This window comes from Polaromonas sp. DSP2-3-2b2, assembly GCF_049895905.1.
Taxonomy (GTDB): Bacteria; Pseudomonadota; Gammaproteobacteria; order Burkholderiales; family Burkholderiaceae_C; genus Polaromonas.
The window spans coordinates 64,028-78,897 of sequence record NZ_JAFCTH010000004.1 but is presented as its reverse complement, the minus strand read 5'-3'; the positions used below and the strand labels follow the sequence as shown (position 1 = coordinate 78,897).

Below are 14,870 nucleotides of genomic sequence, written 5' to 3'. Positions count from 1 at the left end.
GCCTGCGTCCCCATAGTTGTCTGCATCGGCACCGACGCGTGCCTTTCCCGACAGGAGCTTTTCCATGACATCAGCCGTTTCAAGCAATTCCCGTCTGGTCGCCGCACTGCTGGCAGCAGGCGTCATCGGCGGCGCCGGGGTCGGCGCCTATAGCGCGCTGCATTCGCCCGCCAACGCTGCCATCTCGCCGCCAGCATTCGTGGCTGCTGGTCCGGTCGCCACGCCGATGGCCTTGCCCGACTTTTCGCAGATCACCGAGCGCTACGGCCCGTCGGTCGTCAACATCAGCGTGACCGGCACCACCAACATGTCCAGCGACTCGCCGCTGGCGCAGGACGGCGGCGATGAAGCGCAGGGCGACCCCCTGCTCAGCGGCCCGCTGGGCGAATTGTTCCGCCGCTTCCAGCAGGGTCAGGGGCACCCGGGCGCAGGCCGGGGCGGACCCAGCGCGCAGCAGGAAATGCCTACGCGCGGCCAGGGATCAGGCTTCATCGTCAGCGGCGATGGCATCATCTTGACCAATGCCCATGTGGTTCGCGGCGCGAAGGAAGTCACCGTCAAGCTGACCGACCGGCGCGAGTTCCGCGCCAAGGTGCTGGGCGCCGACGCCAAGACCGACATTGCCGTGCTGAAAATCGCGGCCAGCAACCTGCCGGTCGCCACGCTGGGCAAGACCAGCGACTTGAAAGTCGGCGAATGGGTGCTGGCCATCGGCTCACCTTTCGGTTTTGAAAACACCGTGACCGCCGGCGTCGTCAGCGCCAAGGGCCGTTCCTTGCCCGACGACAGCGCCGTGCCCTTCATCCAGACCGACGTCGCCATCAACCCCGGCAATTCCGGCGGCCCGCTGTTCAACGCGCGCGGCGAGGTGGTCGGCATCAACTCGCAAATCTACACGCGCAGCGGCGGTTACCAGGGCGTGTCGTTCGCCATCCCGATCGACGTGGCGAACAAGATCAAGAACCAGATCGTCGCCACCGGCAAGGTCGAGCATGCGCGGCTGGGCGTGGCGGTGCAGGAGGTCAACCAGGCGTTTGCCGATTCCTTCAAGCTCGACAAGCCCGAAGGCGCGCTGGTGTCCATGGTTGAAAAAGGCAGCCCGGCCGACAAGGCGGGCCTGCAGCCGGGCGACGTGATTCGCCAGGTCAACGGCCAGCCGGTCGTGTCGTCGGGCGACCTGCCAGCAGTGATCGGCCTGGCCAAGCCGGGCGACAGCGTCAAACTCGATGTCTGGCGCCAGGGCGCGGCCCGGGAACTGACGGCGCGGCTGGCCAATGCCGACGACAAGGCCGCGCAGGTCGCCAGCAAGAAAGAGGCGCCCGGCCAGGGCAAGCTCGGCTTGGCGCTGCGTCCGCTGCTGCCCGACGAGCAGCAGGAGGCCGGCACCGACAGCGGCCTGCTGGTCCAGCAGGCCGGCGGACCGGCTGCCTTGGCCGGCGTGCAAGCGGGCGACGTGCTGCTGTCGATCAACGGCGTTCCGGTGAAAAATATCGACCAAGTGCGCGCCACCGTGGCGAAATCGCAAAAATCGGTGGCGCTCCTGATTTTGCGCGGCGACAGCCGGATTTTTGTGCCCGTGGACCTGGGCTGACCAAGCCGCTCACGCGTGAACAGAGAAAAGGCAGGCTGCGATCCGCCTTTTTTTGGCAAGCCAATCGGCTACGCTTCTCTCCTGACAAGGAGAAAACGTGGCCCGGATCCTTACAAAAACAATCACCGTGCTGATGGCAGCCGCCGCGCTGCAGGCGCAAGCCCTGCAAATCACCAGCCTGTCGCCGCAAGGGGAAGTTGCCCAGATCCGGCAGGTCGTCGCCAAATTTGACGTAGCGGCGGTCAACTTCGGCGACCCGAAAGCGCCCGCGCCGCTGAGCCTGAACTGCAGCGATGCGCAAGCGAGCAAAGGCTCGGGCCGCTGGATCAACGACCGCGAATGGGTGTTTGAGTTTGCCAATGACCTGCCGCCGGGTGTGCGCTGCACCGTGACAGCTGTTTCAGGCTTCAAATCGACCTCTGGCGCACTACTGGCGGGCGCTACCAGCTATAAATTCAATAGCGGCGGGCCGTTTATCCAGAACCTGCTCCCCGGAACCTACCAGCCCATCGACGAAGAACAGTATTTCGTGCTGCAGCTCAACGGGCCGGCGGCGCAGGCCAGCATGTTGCAAAACGTCTGGTGTTCCGTCGAAGGACTGGGCGAGCGCGTTCCGGTGCGGCTGATCGGCGGTGCCGAACGCGAGGCGCTGCTGAAATCGCAAAACCTGGACAAGGCCGCCGCCAAAGACCCGCTGCGCTGGCCTGCAACCGGCGCCTGACGCCGGCCTCCAAAATCCAGTTGGTGTACGGCAAGGGCGTCAGCACTCCCAGCGGCGTTCCCAACAGCGTCGAGAAACGCTACGACTTCACGGTGCGCGAGCCGTTCACCGCCAGCTTCAGCTGCGAGCGCGAAAACGCCCAGTCGGCCTGCCTGCCGGTTCGCGCCATGCGGCTGAACTTCAATGCGCCGGTCGCGCGCAAGCTGGCCGAGGCGATTCGCCTGAAGTCCGGCGGCAGCGAATTCAAGCCGGCTGTTGAATCAGACGCCGGCGATGGCGACAGCCTGGTCACGGGCATAAGTTTCAAGCCGCTGTTTCCCGAGCTGGGCCAGTTCACGCTGGAACTGCCTACGGACTTCAAGGACGCCTCGGGCCGCCTGCTTGCCAACGCCGGCAGTTTCCCCGATGAAGGTCGCGACCGGCGCCATGCCGCCGCTGGCCAAGTTCGCGGCGTCGCCCTTCGGCATCCTGGAGCGCTTTGCCGAACTGGGCGCCAAGCCCGGCGACCCGGCGCTGCTGCCGGTCATGCTGCGCCATGTCGAGGCGGCCCTGCAGGTCAAGGCGCTGGCGGCCGGCCAGGTCAGCGACCTGCAACCGCAAAGCGATGCCGACATCATTGCCTGGTTCCGCAAGGTGCAGCGCTATGACCGCTACCAGGTGGAACGCAAGGCCGCCGCAGCCGACAGCAAGGCGCCCTTGCCCAAGCCGCTGGAGGCCAGCGACCGAGACTATGTGCAGTCGCGCATGGTGTCGCTGCTAGGCGGCCAGCCGGGCGTGAAGACGCTGGACCTGCCCCGGCCGGCCGGCAACGATCCAAGGCCGTTTGAAGTCATAGGCATTCCGCTGTCGCCCGGCTTTCATGTGGTCGAGATCGCCTCGCAAAAACTCGGCACCTCGCTGCTCGACGAGCGCCACGGCGCCAGCCGCACGATGTACGTGCGCACCTCGGCGCTGGTCACCAACCTGGGGGTTCACTTCAAGCTCGGGCGCGACAACGCTCTAGCCTGGGTCACCTCGCTCGACAAGGGCGCACCCAGGGCCGGCGCCGTGGTGCGGGTGTCCAGCTGCCAGGGCGTGGAACTGGCCACGGCCACGACCGACGCGCAGGGCATTGCGCGCTTCACCGGCCTGTCGTCCGAACCGCCGCGCTGTTCCGGCGACGGCGACTACAGCAACGCCTACTTCGTCAGCGCCCGCGCCACGGCCGGCAGCGTGGAGGACATGAGCTTCACCTGGAGCGACTGGCACAAGGGCATCGAGCCCTGGCGCTTCAACGTGCCGACCAGCAGCGACCCGGTGCCTGACACCCGCGTCCACACGATTTTTGACCGCACCTTGTTTCGAGCCGGGGAAACGGTGTCGATGAAACACCTGCTGCGCACGCAAACCCGCCAGGGTTTCGACCTGCCCGACCTGCAGCCGACCATGCTGGTCATCACGCATAGCGGCAGCGGCCAGCAGACCACGCAAGCGGTGGCGTGGCGCAAGACCGCCACCGGGGGGCTAAGTGCGGAAAACAGCGTTGCCATTGCACCTGCCGCCAAGCTTGGCCTGTACGACGTGCAACTCAAGGGCCTGCGCAAGACCCCCGACGGCAACCAGGAAGAACTGTGGAGCAGCGGCCAGTTCCGCGTCGAGGAATTCCGCCTGCCGGTGCTGGCCGGGCGCATCACGCTGGCCGACCAACAGCCGCTGGTTAACGTCAAGGCCGTGCCTGCCGCTGTGCAGGTCAGCTACGTGGCCGGCGGCGCGGCCGCCAACCTGCCGGTGCGCGTGTCGGCGCTGGTGCGCGGCAAGACGCTGCGCTACAGCGACTACAAGGAATTCAGCTTCGCGCCGCCACGCGCTACTCGCCTTGACAACATGCAAGGCGAGGAAGAAGCCAGCGCTTCGCAGGACCAGCGCGTGATTGCCGACAAGCTGCCTTTGGTACTGGACCGCAACGGCGCGGGCAAAGTCATTATTTCCGACGTGCCGGCCAGCCAGCAGCCGCAGGAGTTGCTTCTGGAGGCGACGTATGCCGACCCGAACGGCGAGGTGCAGACGCTGCGCAGCGTCTCGAAACTCTGGCCCGCCAGCGTGGTGGCCGGCCTCAAGACCGAAGGCTGGGGATCGAGCAGCCAGAAGATCAGGTTCCAGGCGCTGGCCCTGGACCTGGCCGGCAAGCCCGCCGCCGGTGTGGCGCTCGACGTGAAGGCCGTGTCGCGCATCGTCACCACCAGCCGCAAGCGCGTGGTCGGCGGCTTCTACACCTACGACAACCAGACCAGCCTCAAGGAGCTGGGCAGCGTCTGCAGCGGCAAGAGCGACGCGCGCGGACTGCTGCTGTGCGAAGCCATGCTGGGCGAGCCGGGCGAAATCGAACTGGTCGTAACGGCGAAAGACAAGGACGGCCACAGCATCCAGGCGGCCAGCTCGGTGTATGTCACGCGGCAGGGTGAACTGTGGTTCCGGCGGCGAGAACCATGACCGCATGGACGTGCTGCCCGAAAAGAAAAGCTACCAGCCCGGCGAGACCGCCGTGTTCCAGGTGGGCATGCCGTTTCGCTTCGCCACCGCGCTGGTGTCGATTGAACGCGAAGGCATCATTGAAACGCAGGTCGTGCAGCTCAATGGCCAGGACCCGACGGTGCGGCTGCAGGTCAAGGAAGGCTGGGGGCCGAACGTGTATGTCAGCGTGCTGGCGCTGCGCGGGCGGCTGCGGGAAGTGCCGTGGTACAGCTTTTTCACCTGGGGCTTCAAGGCGCCGCGCGAGTGGTGGACCTCGTTCTGGTACGAAGGCCGCGAATACGTCGCGCCGACGGCATTGGTCGATTTGAGCAAGCCGGCTTTTCGCTTTGGGCTGGCCGAAATCCGCGTGGGCACCAAGGCACACCAGCTCGATGTGAGCGTGAAAGCCGACAAGGACCGCTACCCGGTGGGCGGCCAGGCGCGGGTCACGATTCAAGTCAAGCTGCCCAGCGGCCAGCCCGCCGCGAATGCCGAAGTGGCGCTGGCCGCCGTCGATGAGGCGCTGCTCGAACTGATGCCCAACACCTCGTGGAACCTGCTGGACGCGATGCTGCAGCGCCGCCCCTGGGGCGTTGAAACTGCTACCGCGCAGATGGAAATCATCGGCCGCCGGCATTACGGCCGCAAAGCCGTGGCGGCGGGCGGCGGCGGCGGGCGCAGCAACACCCGCGAACTGCTCGACACGCTGCTGCTGTGGAACCCGAAGGTGCAACTCGACGCCCAAGGCCAGGCGGTGGTGACCGTGCCGCTCAACGATGCGCTGACCACCTTTCGCATCGTCGCGGTGGCCGATGCGTCCACCGGTCTGTTCGGCACCGGCCAGACGACGATCCAGGCGACGCAGGACTTGCAGGTCATCAGCGGACTGCCGCCGCTGGTGCGCGAGGGCGACAACTTCCGCGCGCAGGTCACGCTGCGCAACACGACCAAGGCGGCGATGAAGGTCGAAATCAGCCCGCGCGCGACGCTGCTTGAACTCCAGCCGCAAACGGTCGATATTCCCGCCGGCGAAGCGCGTGAGGTTGCCTGGGACGTCACCGCCCCGGCGCAACCCGGCTTGAGCCGCGCCGAAGCCATCGTGTGGGAAATTCAGGCCAAAGACACGCTCAGCGGCGCGTGCGACGGCCTCAAGGCTAGACTGACCTTGCCCCTGGATTGCGTATCCCATAACCGAGCTCATGAGTTGGCTTTCCTGGCAAGCCATTCGCTTTCGAATTGCATCGGGCTGACATAAGCCAGCGTCGAATGCAGCCGGGCTTTGTTGTACCAGAGCAGCCACGCGATGGTTTCATCCTTGGCCTGGCGTCGGGTCACGAAGCGTTGGCCGTGCAAGCGCTCGACCTTCAGTGAGCCGAACAGTGTCTCGCTGCAGGCATTGTCCCAGCAGTTGCCACGCCGGCTCATGGAGCTCGTGATGCCATACTCCTTGAGCACATCCCTGAAGGCGCCGCTGGCGTACTGGCTGCCCCGGTCACTGTGAAACAGCACCCCGGCCTGCTTGTCCGGGTGGCGCTTGAACCAGGCCATGCGCAGCGCGTCGATGACGATGTTTGACGTCATGTCGCCCCGCAGCGACCAACCCACCACCTGGCGGCTGAACAGGTCAATCACCACGGCCAGAAACAGCCAGCCCTCATCAGTGGCGATGTATGTGATGTCGCCGACCCAGACCTTGTCGGGCTCGGCCACGGTGAACTCGCGGTTGAGCAGGTTTGGCGAGATTGGCAATTTGTGATGGCTGTCGGTGGTGACCTTGAAGCGTCGCTTGCCCTTGGCGCGAATGCCGTGCAACTGCATGAGCTTTTGCACCCGCTGCTTGCCCACCGCAATACCGCGCGCCACCAACTCGCGCCAAATGCGCGGCCAGCCGTAGGCGCCACGGCTTTCGCAGTGCAGGGCTTTGATGTATACCAGCAGCGCCTCGTCGCTCAGGTGGCGCCGCTGGGCATCGCTGGCACGGCGCACGAGGTGCGCGTGGTAGCCGGTCGCGCTGACGTGCAACACCCGGCATTGCACCGAGACAGGCCAGGCATGCCGGTGGCGCTCGATGAAGGCGTACTTCAAATCGACCCTCTTGCGAAGTACGCCGTCGCTTTTCCCAGAATGTCGCGCTCCATCTTCACGCGCGCCAACTCAGCGCGCAGCCGACTGATTTCCATCTGCTCAGCGCTCACGGGCTTGCTGTCGGCTCCTTTGAGTTTGCCTTGCTTATGCGCCTTGACCCAGTTGAACAGTGTCTGGTCGACCACGCCCAGCGTGCGCGCCGCCGCCGCGATGCTTTGGCCGTTGTCCACCAGGCGCACTGCCTCTTGCTTGAATTCGAGCGTGTAGCGCGCCCTTGATGTTTTCGTCATTTCCGTTTTCCTTGTCTGAATTGAACCACTCAGCAAGGGATACGTTTTTCAGGGGCAAGGTCACTTTTGGTTCAGCTTGTCCCCCTCTACCTTGTCTGAATTCCCCCGTTTTGACACGAATGGCAGCTGTTTCGCTGAAATGCTGGCTGCGTTGCAATTCACCATGGCAAGGCTGATACGCCGACAAAGTTTTTGTTTCTATTTGTTTTTTTATGTTTTAATTTGTCAATAGTTTTATCAATTTACATTTAATGTTACTTAAAACAAGTGTAACTACAGAAATCTTATGAATCAACGACTTACGAGCAATTTGTCTACAAAAGTGCTCATAAATTAAGCAAACCTTTACCTAAATAAGTTGATTTTTGTATTTTCTGGTGAAAACTATTTCGTAAGTTATTGATTTATATAGGTTTTATTAATCTAAACAGACCTGAGTCATTACGAATAAATAGCCGTTTAGGCTTACCTTGCGTGAGTTGTAACAAGCACCGGCCATTGTCGATATTCCAAGAATCCATTCCTGCCTCAAACAGCAAAACGCCACGCCAGTACTCGACCAAAGCCGTATCAGACCGATTCTGTAGTCGCCATTAGGCAATTCGCATTCAAGCAATGGAGCCGCCGCACGCGTCCTAACACAGCATCGCGCATGGGCACACACATCTTCTTACTGTCGAGGTTGGTGTAACAAGTTAACCTAAAAACATACCCAATAAGGGGTACCTATTTGACTAATCCAGTCGTTTTCTTGTTCTCATCAACATGCAAAAAGCTCCCTCGTTTGCCATTCAGACCCCATTGACCCAATCGCCAGCCCACCCTTTTTCAAGTTTGCGAATTTCACGCACTTTGGGCAATGCCGCAATTCTCATGGCGGCGACAAGTACACTGACCGCTTTTGGCCAAACCAGTGAATTAAGCTATCAATGGCAACAGTCTGCTACAGCCCCAGCGCCTAACTGCTCATCCTCAAGCTGGGTTCAAGGCAAACAGTATGCTGCGGGAAGTGTCGTGACCTATTCAAATGGCAAGATGTACATTGCCAAGTTCGCCAATCCAGGCTACAACCCTGTAATCAGCACGTATTACTGGACGCTATACATCTGCTCCGTAGCCGGACCAACTCCAGTTCCAGCCCCAGCGCCGAACTGCCCATCCTCAAGCTGGGTTCAAGGCAAACAGTATGCTGCGGGAAGCGTCGTGACCTATTCAAATGGCAAGATGTACATTGCCAAGTTCGCCAATCCAGGCTACACCCCTGTAATCAGCACGTATTACTGGATGCAATACATCTGCCCCGTAGCCGGACCAACCCCAGTCCCAGCTCCGGCCCCGGTTGCAGCCCCAGCCCCGGTTGCGGCCCCGGCCCCGGTTGCGGCCCCGGCCCCGGTTGCGGCCCCGGCCCCGGTTGCAGCCCCGGCCCCGGTTGCAGCCCCGGCCCCGGTTGCAGCCCCGGCCCCGGTTGCAGCCCCACGTCCAGCCCCAGTTCCGGCTCCAGCCCCAGCGCCAGCTCTGGCCCCAACGCCAACGACGTATAACTATTACGTTGCGCCCACAGGTTCGGACGCCAACCCGGGTACGCAGGCGGCGCCGTTTCGCACCATCAAAAAGGCGGCGAGTGTTGTCAAACCCAGTACCACGGTCCATGTCGCGCCTGGCACCTACGCCGAAACCATCACCTCAACGGTGAGCGGCACGGCATCCGGCAGAATCCGTTATGTCTCCGACACAAAATGGGGTGCAAAACTTGTGCCCGCTGCAGGCGCGAACTCGATGTGGAAGGTCGATGGCGGCTATACCGACATTGACGGATTCCAGATCGACGGGACAGGCAGCACCAGCGTCAGACAGGGAATATACATGACAGGTGGAAATTCATCCGTACGCAATAGCTGGATTCATAACGTCGCTGAAAGCTCAGGGTGCGATGGCGGTGGCGGTGGCGGTGTAACTGTAGATCAGCATGCGGGAGCACAGTTCGATAACTATGACATAACAGGCAATCTTATTCACCACATTGGCGGTACATGCCACTGGATTCATGGAATCTACCATGCCTCCTCCGGAACCATCAAGAACAATATAGTCCATAACACCAATTATGGGATTCTTGCAGGCCATGACCCACATGATCTGGAGATTTCAAACAATACCGTATTTGCTGATAACTATACCGGCATAGAATATGATGGCGGATGTACAGAACGCTACACGGGTACGTGTCCCGGCAACAACATCAAGATCTTCAACAATATAATCTATGACAGTGCTGGTGGGATAGGTGGCCCAAACCTTATAGAAGACATAGGCATCAATTCCATTAAAAACAATCTTATATATCGTAGCGGTATTTATGGAAATTTTCAAATGGGGCCGAATGCTCTAAGTCAAGTGTCAGGAACAATGAGTGCTGATCCTCAGTTCGTCAACTATATCCGTGAAGGCGGCGGAGACTATCGCCTCAAGAGTAGCTCGCCAGCAATTGGCAAGGGAGCCATTAATTGAAAAGGGATTTTCTACCTTAGTCCACGCTGAAAAATTCGCAAGCCCTTGATTTGTCTGGGGAACTTACGGATTTGTGAGGGCTGGATTTGCAAGAAAATAAATGCTCTACATTTGGTTTCTTGCAAATTTGGACGAGGTTTTGATGAGACCCAGACCGTGTATAGCACAGACGGGCGAGCTGCCCCGCCCCCGCCTGGACGAGCAGCTCAAGATGAGCCATCCCCTGATTCGCCTGGCCAGCCTGATGAACTGGGAGGAGATCGAACGCAGTTTTGGCGCCCACTTCACGTCAAGCCGGGGGCGCCCTGCGTTGAGTCCTCGCCTGGTCGCGGGTCTGCTTTACCTGCAGCATGCCAACGACGCCTCGGATGAGGCGGTGGTGGCGACATGGCTTGAAAACCCCTACTGGCAATACTTCTGCGGCGAAACCTGGCTACAAACAGAGCTAGCTGCCCATTGATCCCTCCAGCCTGACGCGCTGGCGAAAGCGCATCGGTGAAGAGGGTGTCGAGGTCTTGCTCGCCGTCACCATTGAAGCGGCTCGTGCGGCCGGCCTGATCAAAAAAAGCAGCCTGGACAAAGTCATCGTCGATACCACCGTCATGCCCAAGGCCATCGCCCATCCCACCGACAGCCGGCTGCTGGAGAAAAGCCGCCAGCACCTGGTCAGGCTGGCTGATGAGAACAATCTGGAATTGCGCCAGAACTACAACCGTCAGGCGCCGTGCATGGCCGCGCAGATTGGCCGCTACGCCCACGCCAGGCAGTTCAAGCGCATGCGCAAAGCCATCAAGGCGCTGAGAGTCCGGGTGGGCCGCGTATACCGTGAAGTCACTCGCAAGCTCGCTCAGCTGCCAGAGCAAGCGCGGCACAAAGCCCGGGACCTGCTGCACCGCGTGGGGCGCATCCTGACGCAAAAGACCAGGGACAAGAACAAGCTGTATGCGCTGCACGCACCGGAGGCAGAGTGCATCTCGAAGGGTATGGCCAGAACGCCCTACGAGTTTGGGGTGAAGGTCAGCATTGCCATCACCTTCAGGGAAGGCCTGGTGGTGGACTGCCGGAGCATGCCGGGCAATCCGTACGACGGGCACACGCTCGAAGAAACCCTTGAGCAGGTCGAAATCCTTGCTGACAAAAAGCCCGGCATGGCCATCGTGGACAAGGGCTACCGGGGCGTGCAGGTCCAAGGGGTACAGATACTGCGCTCAGGCCAGCGCCGGGGCGTCACCCGAGCCATGAAGGCGATGATCAGGCGAAGGAGCCCGATCGAGCCGACCATTGGGCACATGAAGATGGACGGACGGCTGGCCCGAAATCCGCTAAAAGGTACGCTGGGTGACGCCTTGCATGCGGCGCTATGCGGTGCGGGCCACAACATTCGACTGATGCTGAAGAAGCTGCATGTTTGTGCCCTCGCACCGTAAAACGGAATTATTCAGCGTCTACTATCCACCACCACAATGTCCCCTGGCTGCAGCTCGGGCGCAAGAAACTGCTCCACCCATGCCATAGATGAAAAGCCGTTGATGGGCCCGTCCAGCACCAGCGGCGCCAGCAGGCCTTGGCTGCTGAGCGCGCAGACAAACATCGTGGTGTGCCAGTGGCCGCAAGGCGCATATTCCAGGCAGCGCGCGCCTGGGCGGGTCGCTTCGCTTTTGTTTGCTGGCACGCCCAGTCTTTTTTCGCGTCAGCCCCAGCCGGGCCAGCGTCTTGCCCATGGTCGTGGGCCCGACCTCCATGCCATGCTCGGCCTTGGCTCACTAGCACAACTGCGCCAGCGTCGGCTCGGGGGCCAGGGTGACTCGCGCCAGCAGTAGCTCCTTCAGTCGCACCGGGCGTAGCGGCACATGGTTGTGCTGCGTCCCTGCGCCGGCCTGACCCAGCCGCCAATGGCGCGAACGCACCTGTGACACATGGGCTTCAGGGACGCCCAAGCGCTCGATCAGTGTACGCGCCCGAGATGTTTGGCGAGGCGCCGAATGCACGGGTGAAGGTGGAGGCGGCGAAGTGAAATTCACCTTTCTCAGGTGAATTCACTTATGTCACACTTTTTACTTAAAATTTTATGGCTTATAGGTCTTTTGCGCAGGTGGATCATGCCTGTCAAGCTATTAAAAAATAGCAAAAAAGTTACCTGCGCATTCCGACTCCTGGCCGAGACACTTGCAAAGCCTATTTGTATATATTTGTTTTGATTTGTCAATTTTTTATCTACTTAGAGTTTTTGTTGCCGTGAATAAATAGCCGTTTGGGCTTGCCTTGCGTTACATGCAAGAAGCTCATCCATCGTCGATGTTCCAGAAATCCGTTCCTGCGTCAAACCGCGCAACACCGCGCCAGCACTCGAAACAAGCCTTAGCGGACTGATTCTCCGGCCGCTATCAGGGCAATGCGATTTGGCATTGCAGCCGCCGCGCACGCACCGCCACGGCATGGCAGGCGCACGCACATCTTCTTACTGTCGAGATATCGGAACAAGTTAACATAAAAACGGAACCCAGTACGGGGTACCCATTTTGACTAATCCAGTCGTTTTCTTGTTCTCATCAACATGCAAAAACCTACCGCGCTCGCCATTCAGACTCCATTGATTAAATCGCCTGGCCACTCTTTTTCAAATTTGCAAATTTCACGCACCTTGCGCAACGCCGCCATCCTGGTTGCGGCGACAAGTACCCTGACCGCTTTTGGTGCCACACGTGAATTGGGCAACGTAAGCGATCCCAACCGTTACAACCAACCCGCCCCGGCCCAGGCCCTAGCTTCAACCCCATCGTCAACCCCAACAGGCACCTATGCCTATTACGTTGCAACGACAGGTTCCGACGCCAACCCGGGCACGCAGGCAGCGCCGTTTCGCACCATCAAGAAGGCGGCGAGTGTGGTTATACCGGATACCACGGTCCATGTCGCGCCTGGCACCTACGCCGAAACCATCACCTCAACGGTGAGCGGCACGGCATCCGGCAGAATCCGTTATGTCTCCGACACAAAATGGGGTGCAAAACTTGTGCCCGCTGCAGGCACAGACACGATGTGGAGGGTGGATGGCGGCTATACCGATATCGACGGATTCCAGATCGACGGGACAGGCGGCACCAGCGTCAGACAGGGAATATACATGACAGGTGGAAATTCATCCGTACGCAATAGCTGGATTCATAACGTCGCTGAAAGCTCAGGGTGCGATAGCAATGGCGGTGGCGGTGTAACTGTAGATCAGCATGCGGGAGCACAGTTCGATAACTATGACATAACAGGTAATCTTATTCACCACATTGGCGGTACATGCCACTGGATTCATGGAATCTACCATGCCTCCTCCGGAACCATCAAGAACAATATAGTCCATAACACCAATTATGGGATTCTTGCAGGCCATGACCCACATGACCTGGAGATTTCAAACAATACCGTATTTGCTGATAACTATACCGGCATAGAATATGATGGCGGATGTACAGAACGCGACACGGGTACGTGTCCCGGCAACAATATCAATATCTTCAACAATATAATCTATGACAGTGCTGGTGGGATAGGTGGCCCAAGCGCTATAGAAGACATAGGTAACAATTCCATTAAAAACAATCTTATATATCGTAGCGGTATTTATGGAAATTTTCAAATGGGGCCGAATGCTCTAAGTCAAGTGTCAGGAACAATGAGTGCTGATCCTCAGTTCGTCAACTATATCCGTGAAGGCGGCGGAGACTATCGCCTCAAGAGTAGCTCGCCAGCAATTGGCAAGGGAGCCATTAATTGAAAAGGGATTTTCCACCTACGCACCTTCCACTAATATTAATGGCACTGTCACGAGGTAGGGGGATTGATGCTGGTGCTTATGAGAATTATTAATAAGCGAAGAGTGCGGGGCTGTTGACGCGAAAGTTAGTCGCTTTTCGCACCCAACTCGCTTAGTCTTAGCAGCGGCTACTTTGTCGGCAGAAGTCCGCCACGTAGCTGCTTTCTGACGTGCCATGCGATCGCTTCTGCTGTCGTTGATCTTGTCACGCCGAGCTTACTCCTCGGCAGCACGTCCACCCGGATTATGCAAGGAACGAAGCCAAGTCACTGATCTATACAGGGCACGTGAAGTCACTAGATGCACATAATCTGCAAGAAGTTAAATAATTGTCATATATTTTCTATGACATAGAACTCATTTAATATGATACTTCGCCCGGTAAGCCTCAAAACCAATTATTGTTTTGAATTTTTTAAGACCGGGATTCGCACCAAAATAAGTATCATACATGATGTATTTTATTGTGCTGTCGCCAATATACTGGCAAACTGCCTCCGTCGTCAGTAAATGCATAATTCCGTTATTACCTCTACAACCCAATAGCTGGTTAAATATTGCAAAATTACCATAAATCCCAAGATTGCAATAGGCCATTAATCTACCATCACGATCCAGTACTCCATAATACTTGAAGTTTTTAGCCGACTCATAATAGCTACTTTTCTCCAGATAAGATGTATCCATAGGCCTGCCTTGCCTGACCTCAATAGAGGTATTTATTTCATGTATATCATTTATGTAATTATTCCTATCTATCTCGCAAAATATATAACCTCGTGACTTCGCCTTTCTAGCATCGCGCGCGCCCTGGCTAAGGGTATTTATATAATCTTTCCGGGTATCGAATCGCCTTAAATCTATCAATGCAGCACCCAGGGATTTATTTTTAAATATTATATATTTTGCATGTGGCTTGGTGAAGTACTTGTATGTCGACCTGACATCATCAGGATTAAGATCAAGATCAAAATGCAAATGGGCCACTGGAAGTTTTGCAATTTGCACCAATAGATCAAGAAAAGTTCGCAACTTGCTCAACATATTAAATTCCAAAAAATAGTTATTGAACTTATTGGTGCTGCCGCCCTCTTTATCATCACTTAACAGTGATGATTTCACGATTCACTTCTAGATAAGAATTGGCAGGCTAACTCCCATCGCCTCAAGTTCACATGTAAGGTTTTTCGGGATGACTACATAAAACCGATTTGTAGATGTTGCCGCTGAATTTTCATTTCTCGAAGAATTCTCGATCTGTCCCTTTCTGCTAAAATGATAGTATCTGATCAAGGGGCAAGAGTCGAAATTTCTCCCCCGCCCCAACAATATTTTCTCTGTCGCTTGTTGTCGTAAATAACTTTGTACCTTTGGCAA

General features: G+C 58.1%; 7 protein-coding genes and 2 pseudogenes. 5 read left to right on the top strand and 4 right to left on the bottom strand.

What is annotated here, in order from left to right:
• Positions 1-64: 64 nt before the first annotated feature.
• Complete coding sequence (locus tag ACP7AD_RS05490; protein WP_426145365.1) at positions 65-1,591, top strand: DegQ family serine endoprotease; 1,527 nt, start codon at positions 65-67, stop codon at positions 1,589-1,591.
• 133 nt (positions 1,592-1,724) lie between these two features.
• Positions 1,725-5,958 (top strand): annotated as a pseudogene (locus ACP7AD_RS05485) (MG2 domain-containing protein); the annotation flags it as partial.
• A 41-nt stretch (positions 5,959-5,999) separates the two neighbouring features.
• On the opposite strand, the gene ACP7AD_RS05480 reads toward ACP7AD_RS05485, so the two are convergent.
• Positions 6,000-7,177, bottom strand: a protein-coding gene (locus ACP7AD_RS05480; RefSeq protein ID WP_426145363.1) for an IS3 family transposase whose coding sequence is annotated in 2 segments (ribosomal slippage) — positions 6,000-6,922 and positions 6,922-7,177 — 1,179 coding nt in all. Because the reading frame shifts where the segments join, the coding sequence is not laid out codon by codon here.
• A gap of 765 nt (positions 7,178-7,942) precedes the next feature.
• Between ACP7AD_RS05480 and ACP7AD_RS05475 the strand changes: the two genes are divergently transcribed.
• Together ACP7AD_RS05475 and ACP7AD_RS05470 are read left to right on the top strand one after the other, a co-directional pair.
• The gene (locus ACP7AD_RS05475) at positions 7,943-9,685 is read left to right on the top strand and encodes a DUF1565 domain-containing protein (protein ID WP_426145361.1); all 1,743 of its coding nucleotides are present in this window, start codon (positions 7,943-7,945) and stop codon (positions 9,683-9,685) included.
• A 142-nt stretch (positions 9,686-9,827) separates the two neighbouring features.
• Positions 9,828-11,112, top strand: a pseudogene (locus tag ACP7AD_RS05470) (IS5 family transposase).
• Between the two features lie 11 nt (positions 11,113-11,123).
• Here the strand turns inward: ACP7AD_RS05470 and ACP7AD_RS05465 are convergent.
• Positions 11,124-11,357 (bottom strand): hypothetical protein, encoded by a 234-nt coding sequence (locus ACP7AD_RS05465; RefSeq protein WP_426145360.1) that lies wholly within the window; start codon positions 11,355-11,357, stop codon positions 11,124-11,126.
• 91 nt (positions 11,358-11,448) lie between these two features.
• A complete protein-coding gene (locus tag ACP7AD_RS05460) occupies positions 11,449-11,622 on the bottom strand; it encodes a hypothetical protein (RefSeq protein WP_426145358.1) in 174 nt (57 codons plus the stop codon).
• Positions 11,623-12,239: 617 nt separating this feature from the next.
• On the opposite strand from ACP7AD_RS05460, the gene ACP7AD_RS05455 reads away from it, so the two are divergent.
• Positions 12,240-13,454 carry a DUF1565 domain-containing protein gene (locus ACP7AD_RS05455; protein WP_426145357.1) on the top strand — a complete coding sequence of 405 codons (1,215 nt, stop codon included), beginning with the start codon at positions 12,240-12,242 and terminating at the stop codon, positions 13,452-13,454.
• Between the two features lie 396 nt (positions 13,455-13,850).
• On the opposite strand, the gene ACP7AD_RS05450 is transcribed toward ACP7AD_RS05455, so the two are convergent.
• Positions 13,851-14,615: a hypothetical protein gene (locus ACP7AD_RS05450; protein WP_426145355.1), complete on the bottom strand. Its 765-nt coding sequence runs from the start codon at positions 14,613-14,615 to the stop codon at positions 13,851-13,853.
• Positions 14,616-14,870: the final 255 nt, after the last annotated feature.

Excerpts from the sequence above, each read along its gene's own strand:
- ACP7AD_RS05490 (WP_426145365.1), top strand. The coding sequence starts at position 65 with ATGACATCAGCCGTTTCAAGCAATTCCCGTCTGGTCGCCGCACTGCTG.
- ACP7AD_RS05475 (WP_426145361.1), top strand. The coding sequence starts at position 7,943 with ATGCAAAAAGCTCCCTCGTTTGCCATTCAGACCCCATTGACCCAATCG.
- ACP7AD_RS05455 (WP_426145357.1), top strand. The coding sequence starts at position 12,240 with ATGCAAAAACCTACCGCGCTCGCCATTCAGACTCCATTGATTAAATCG.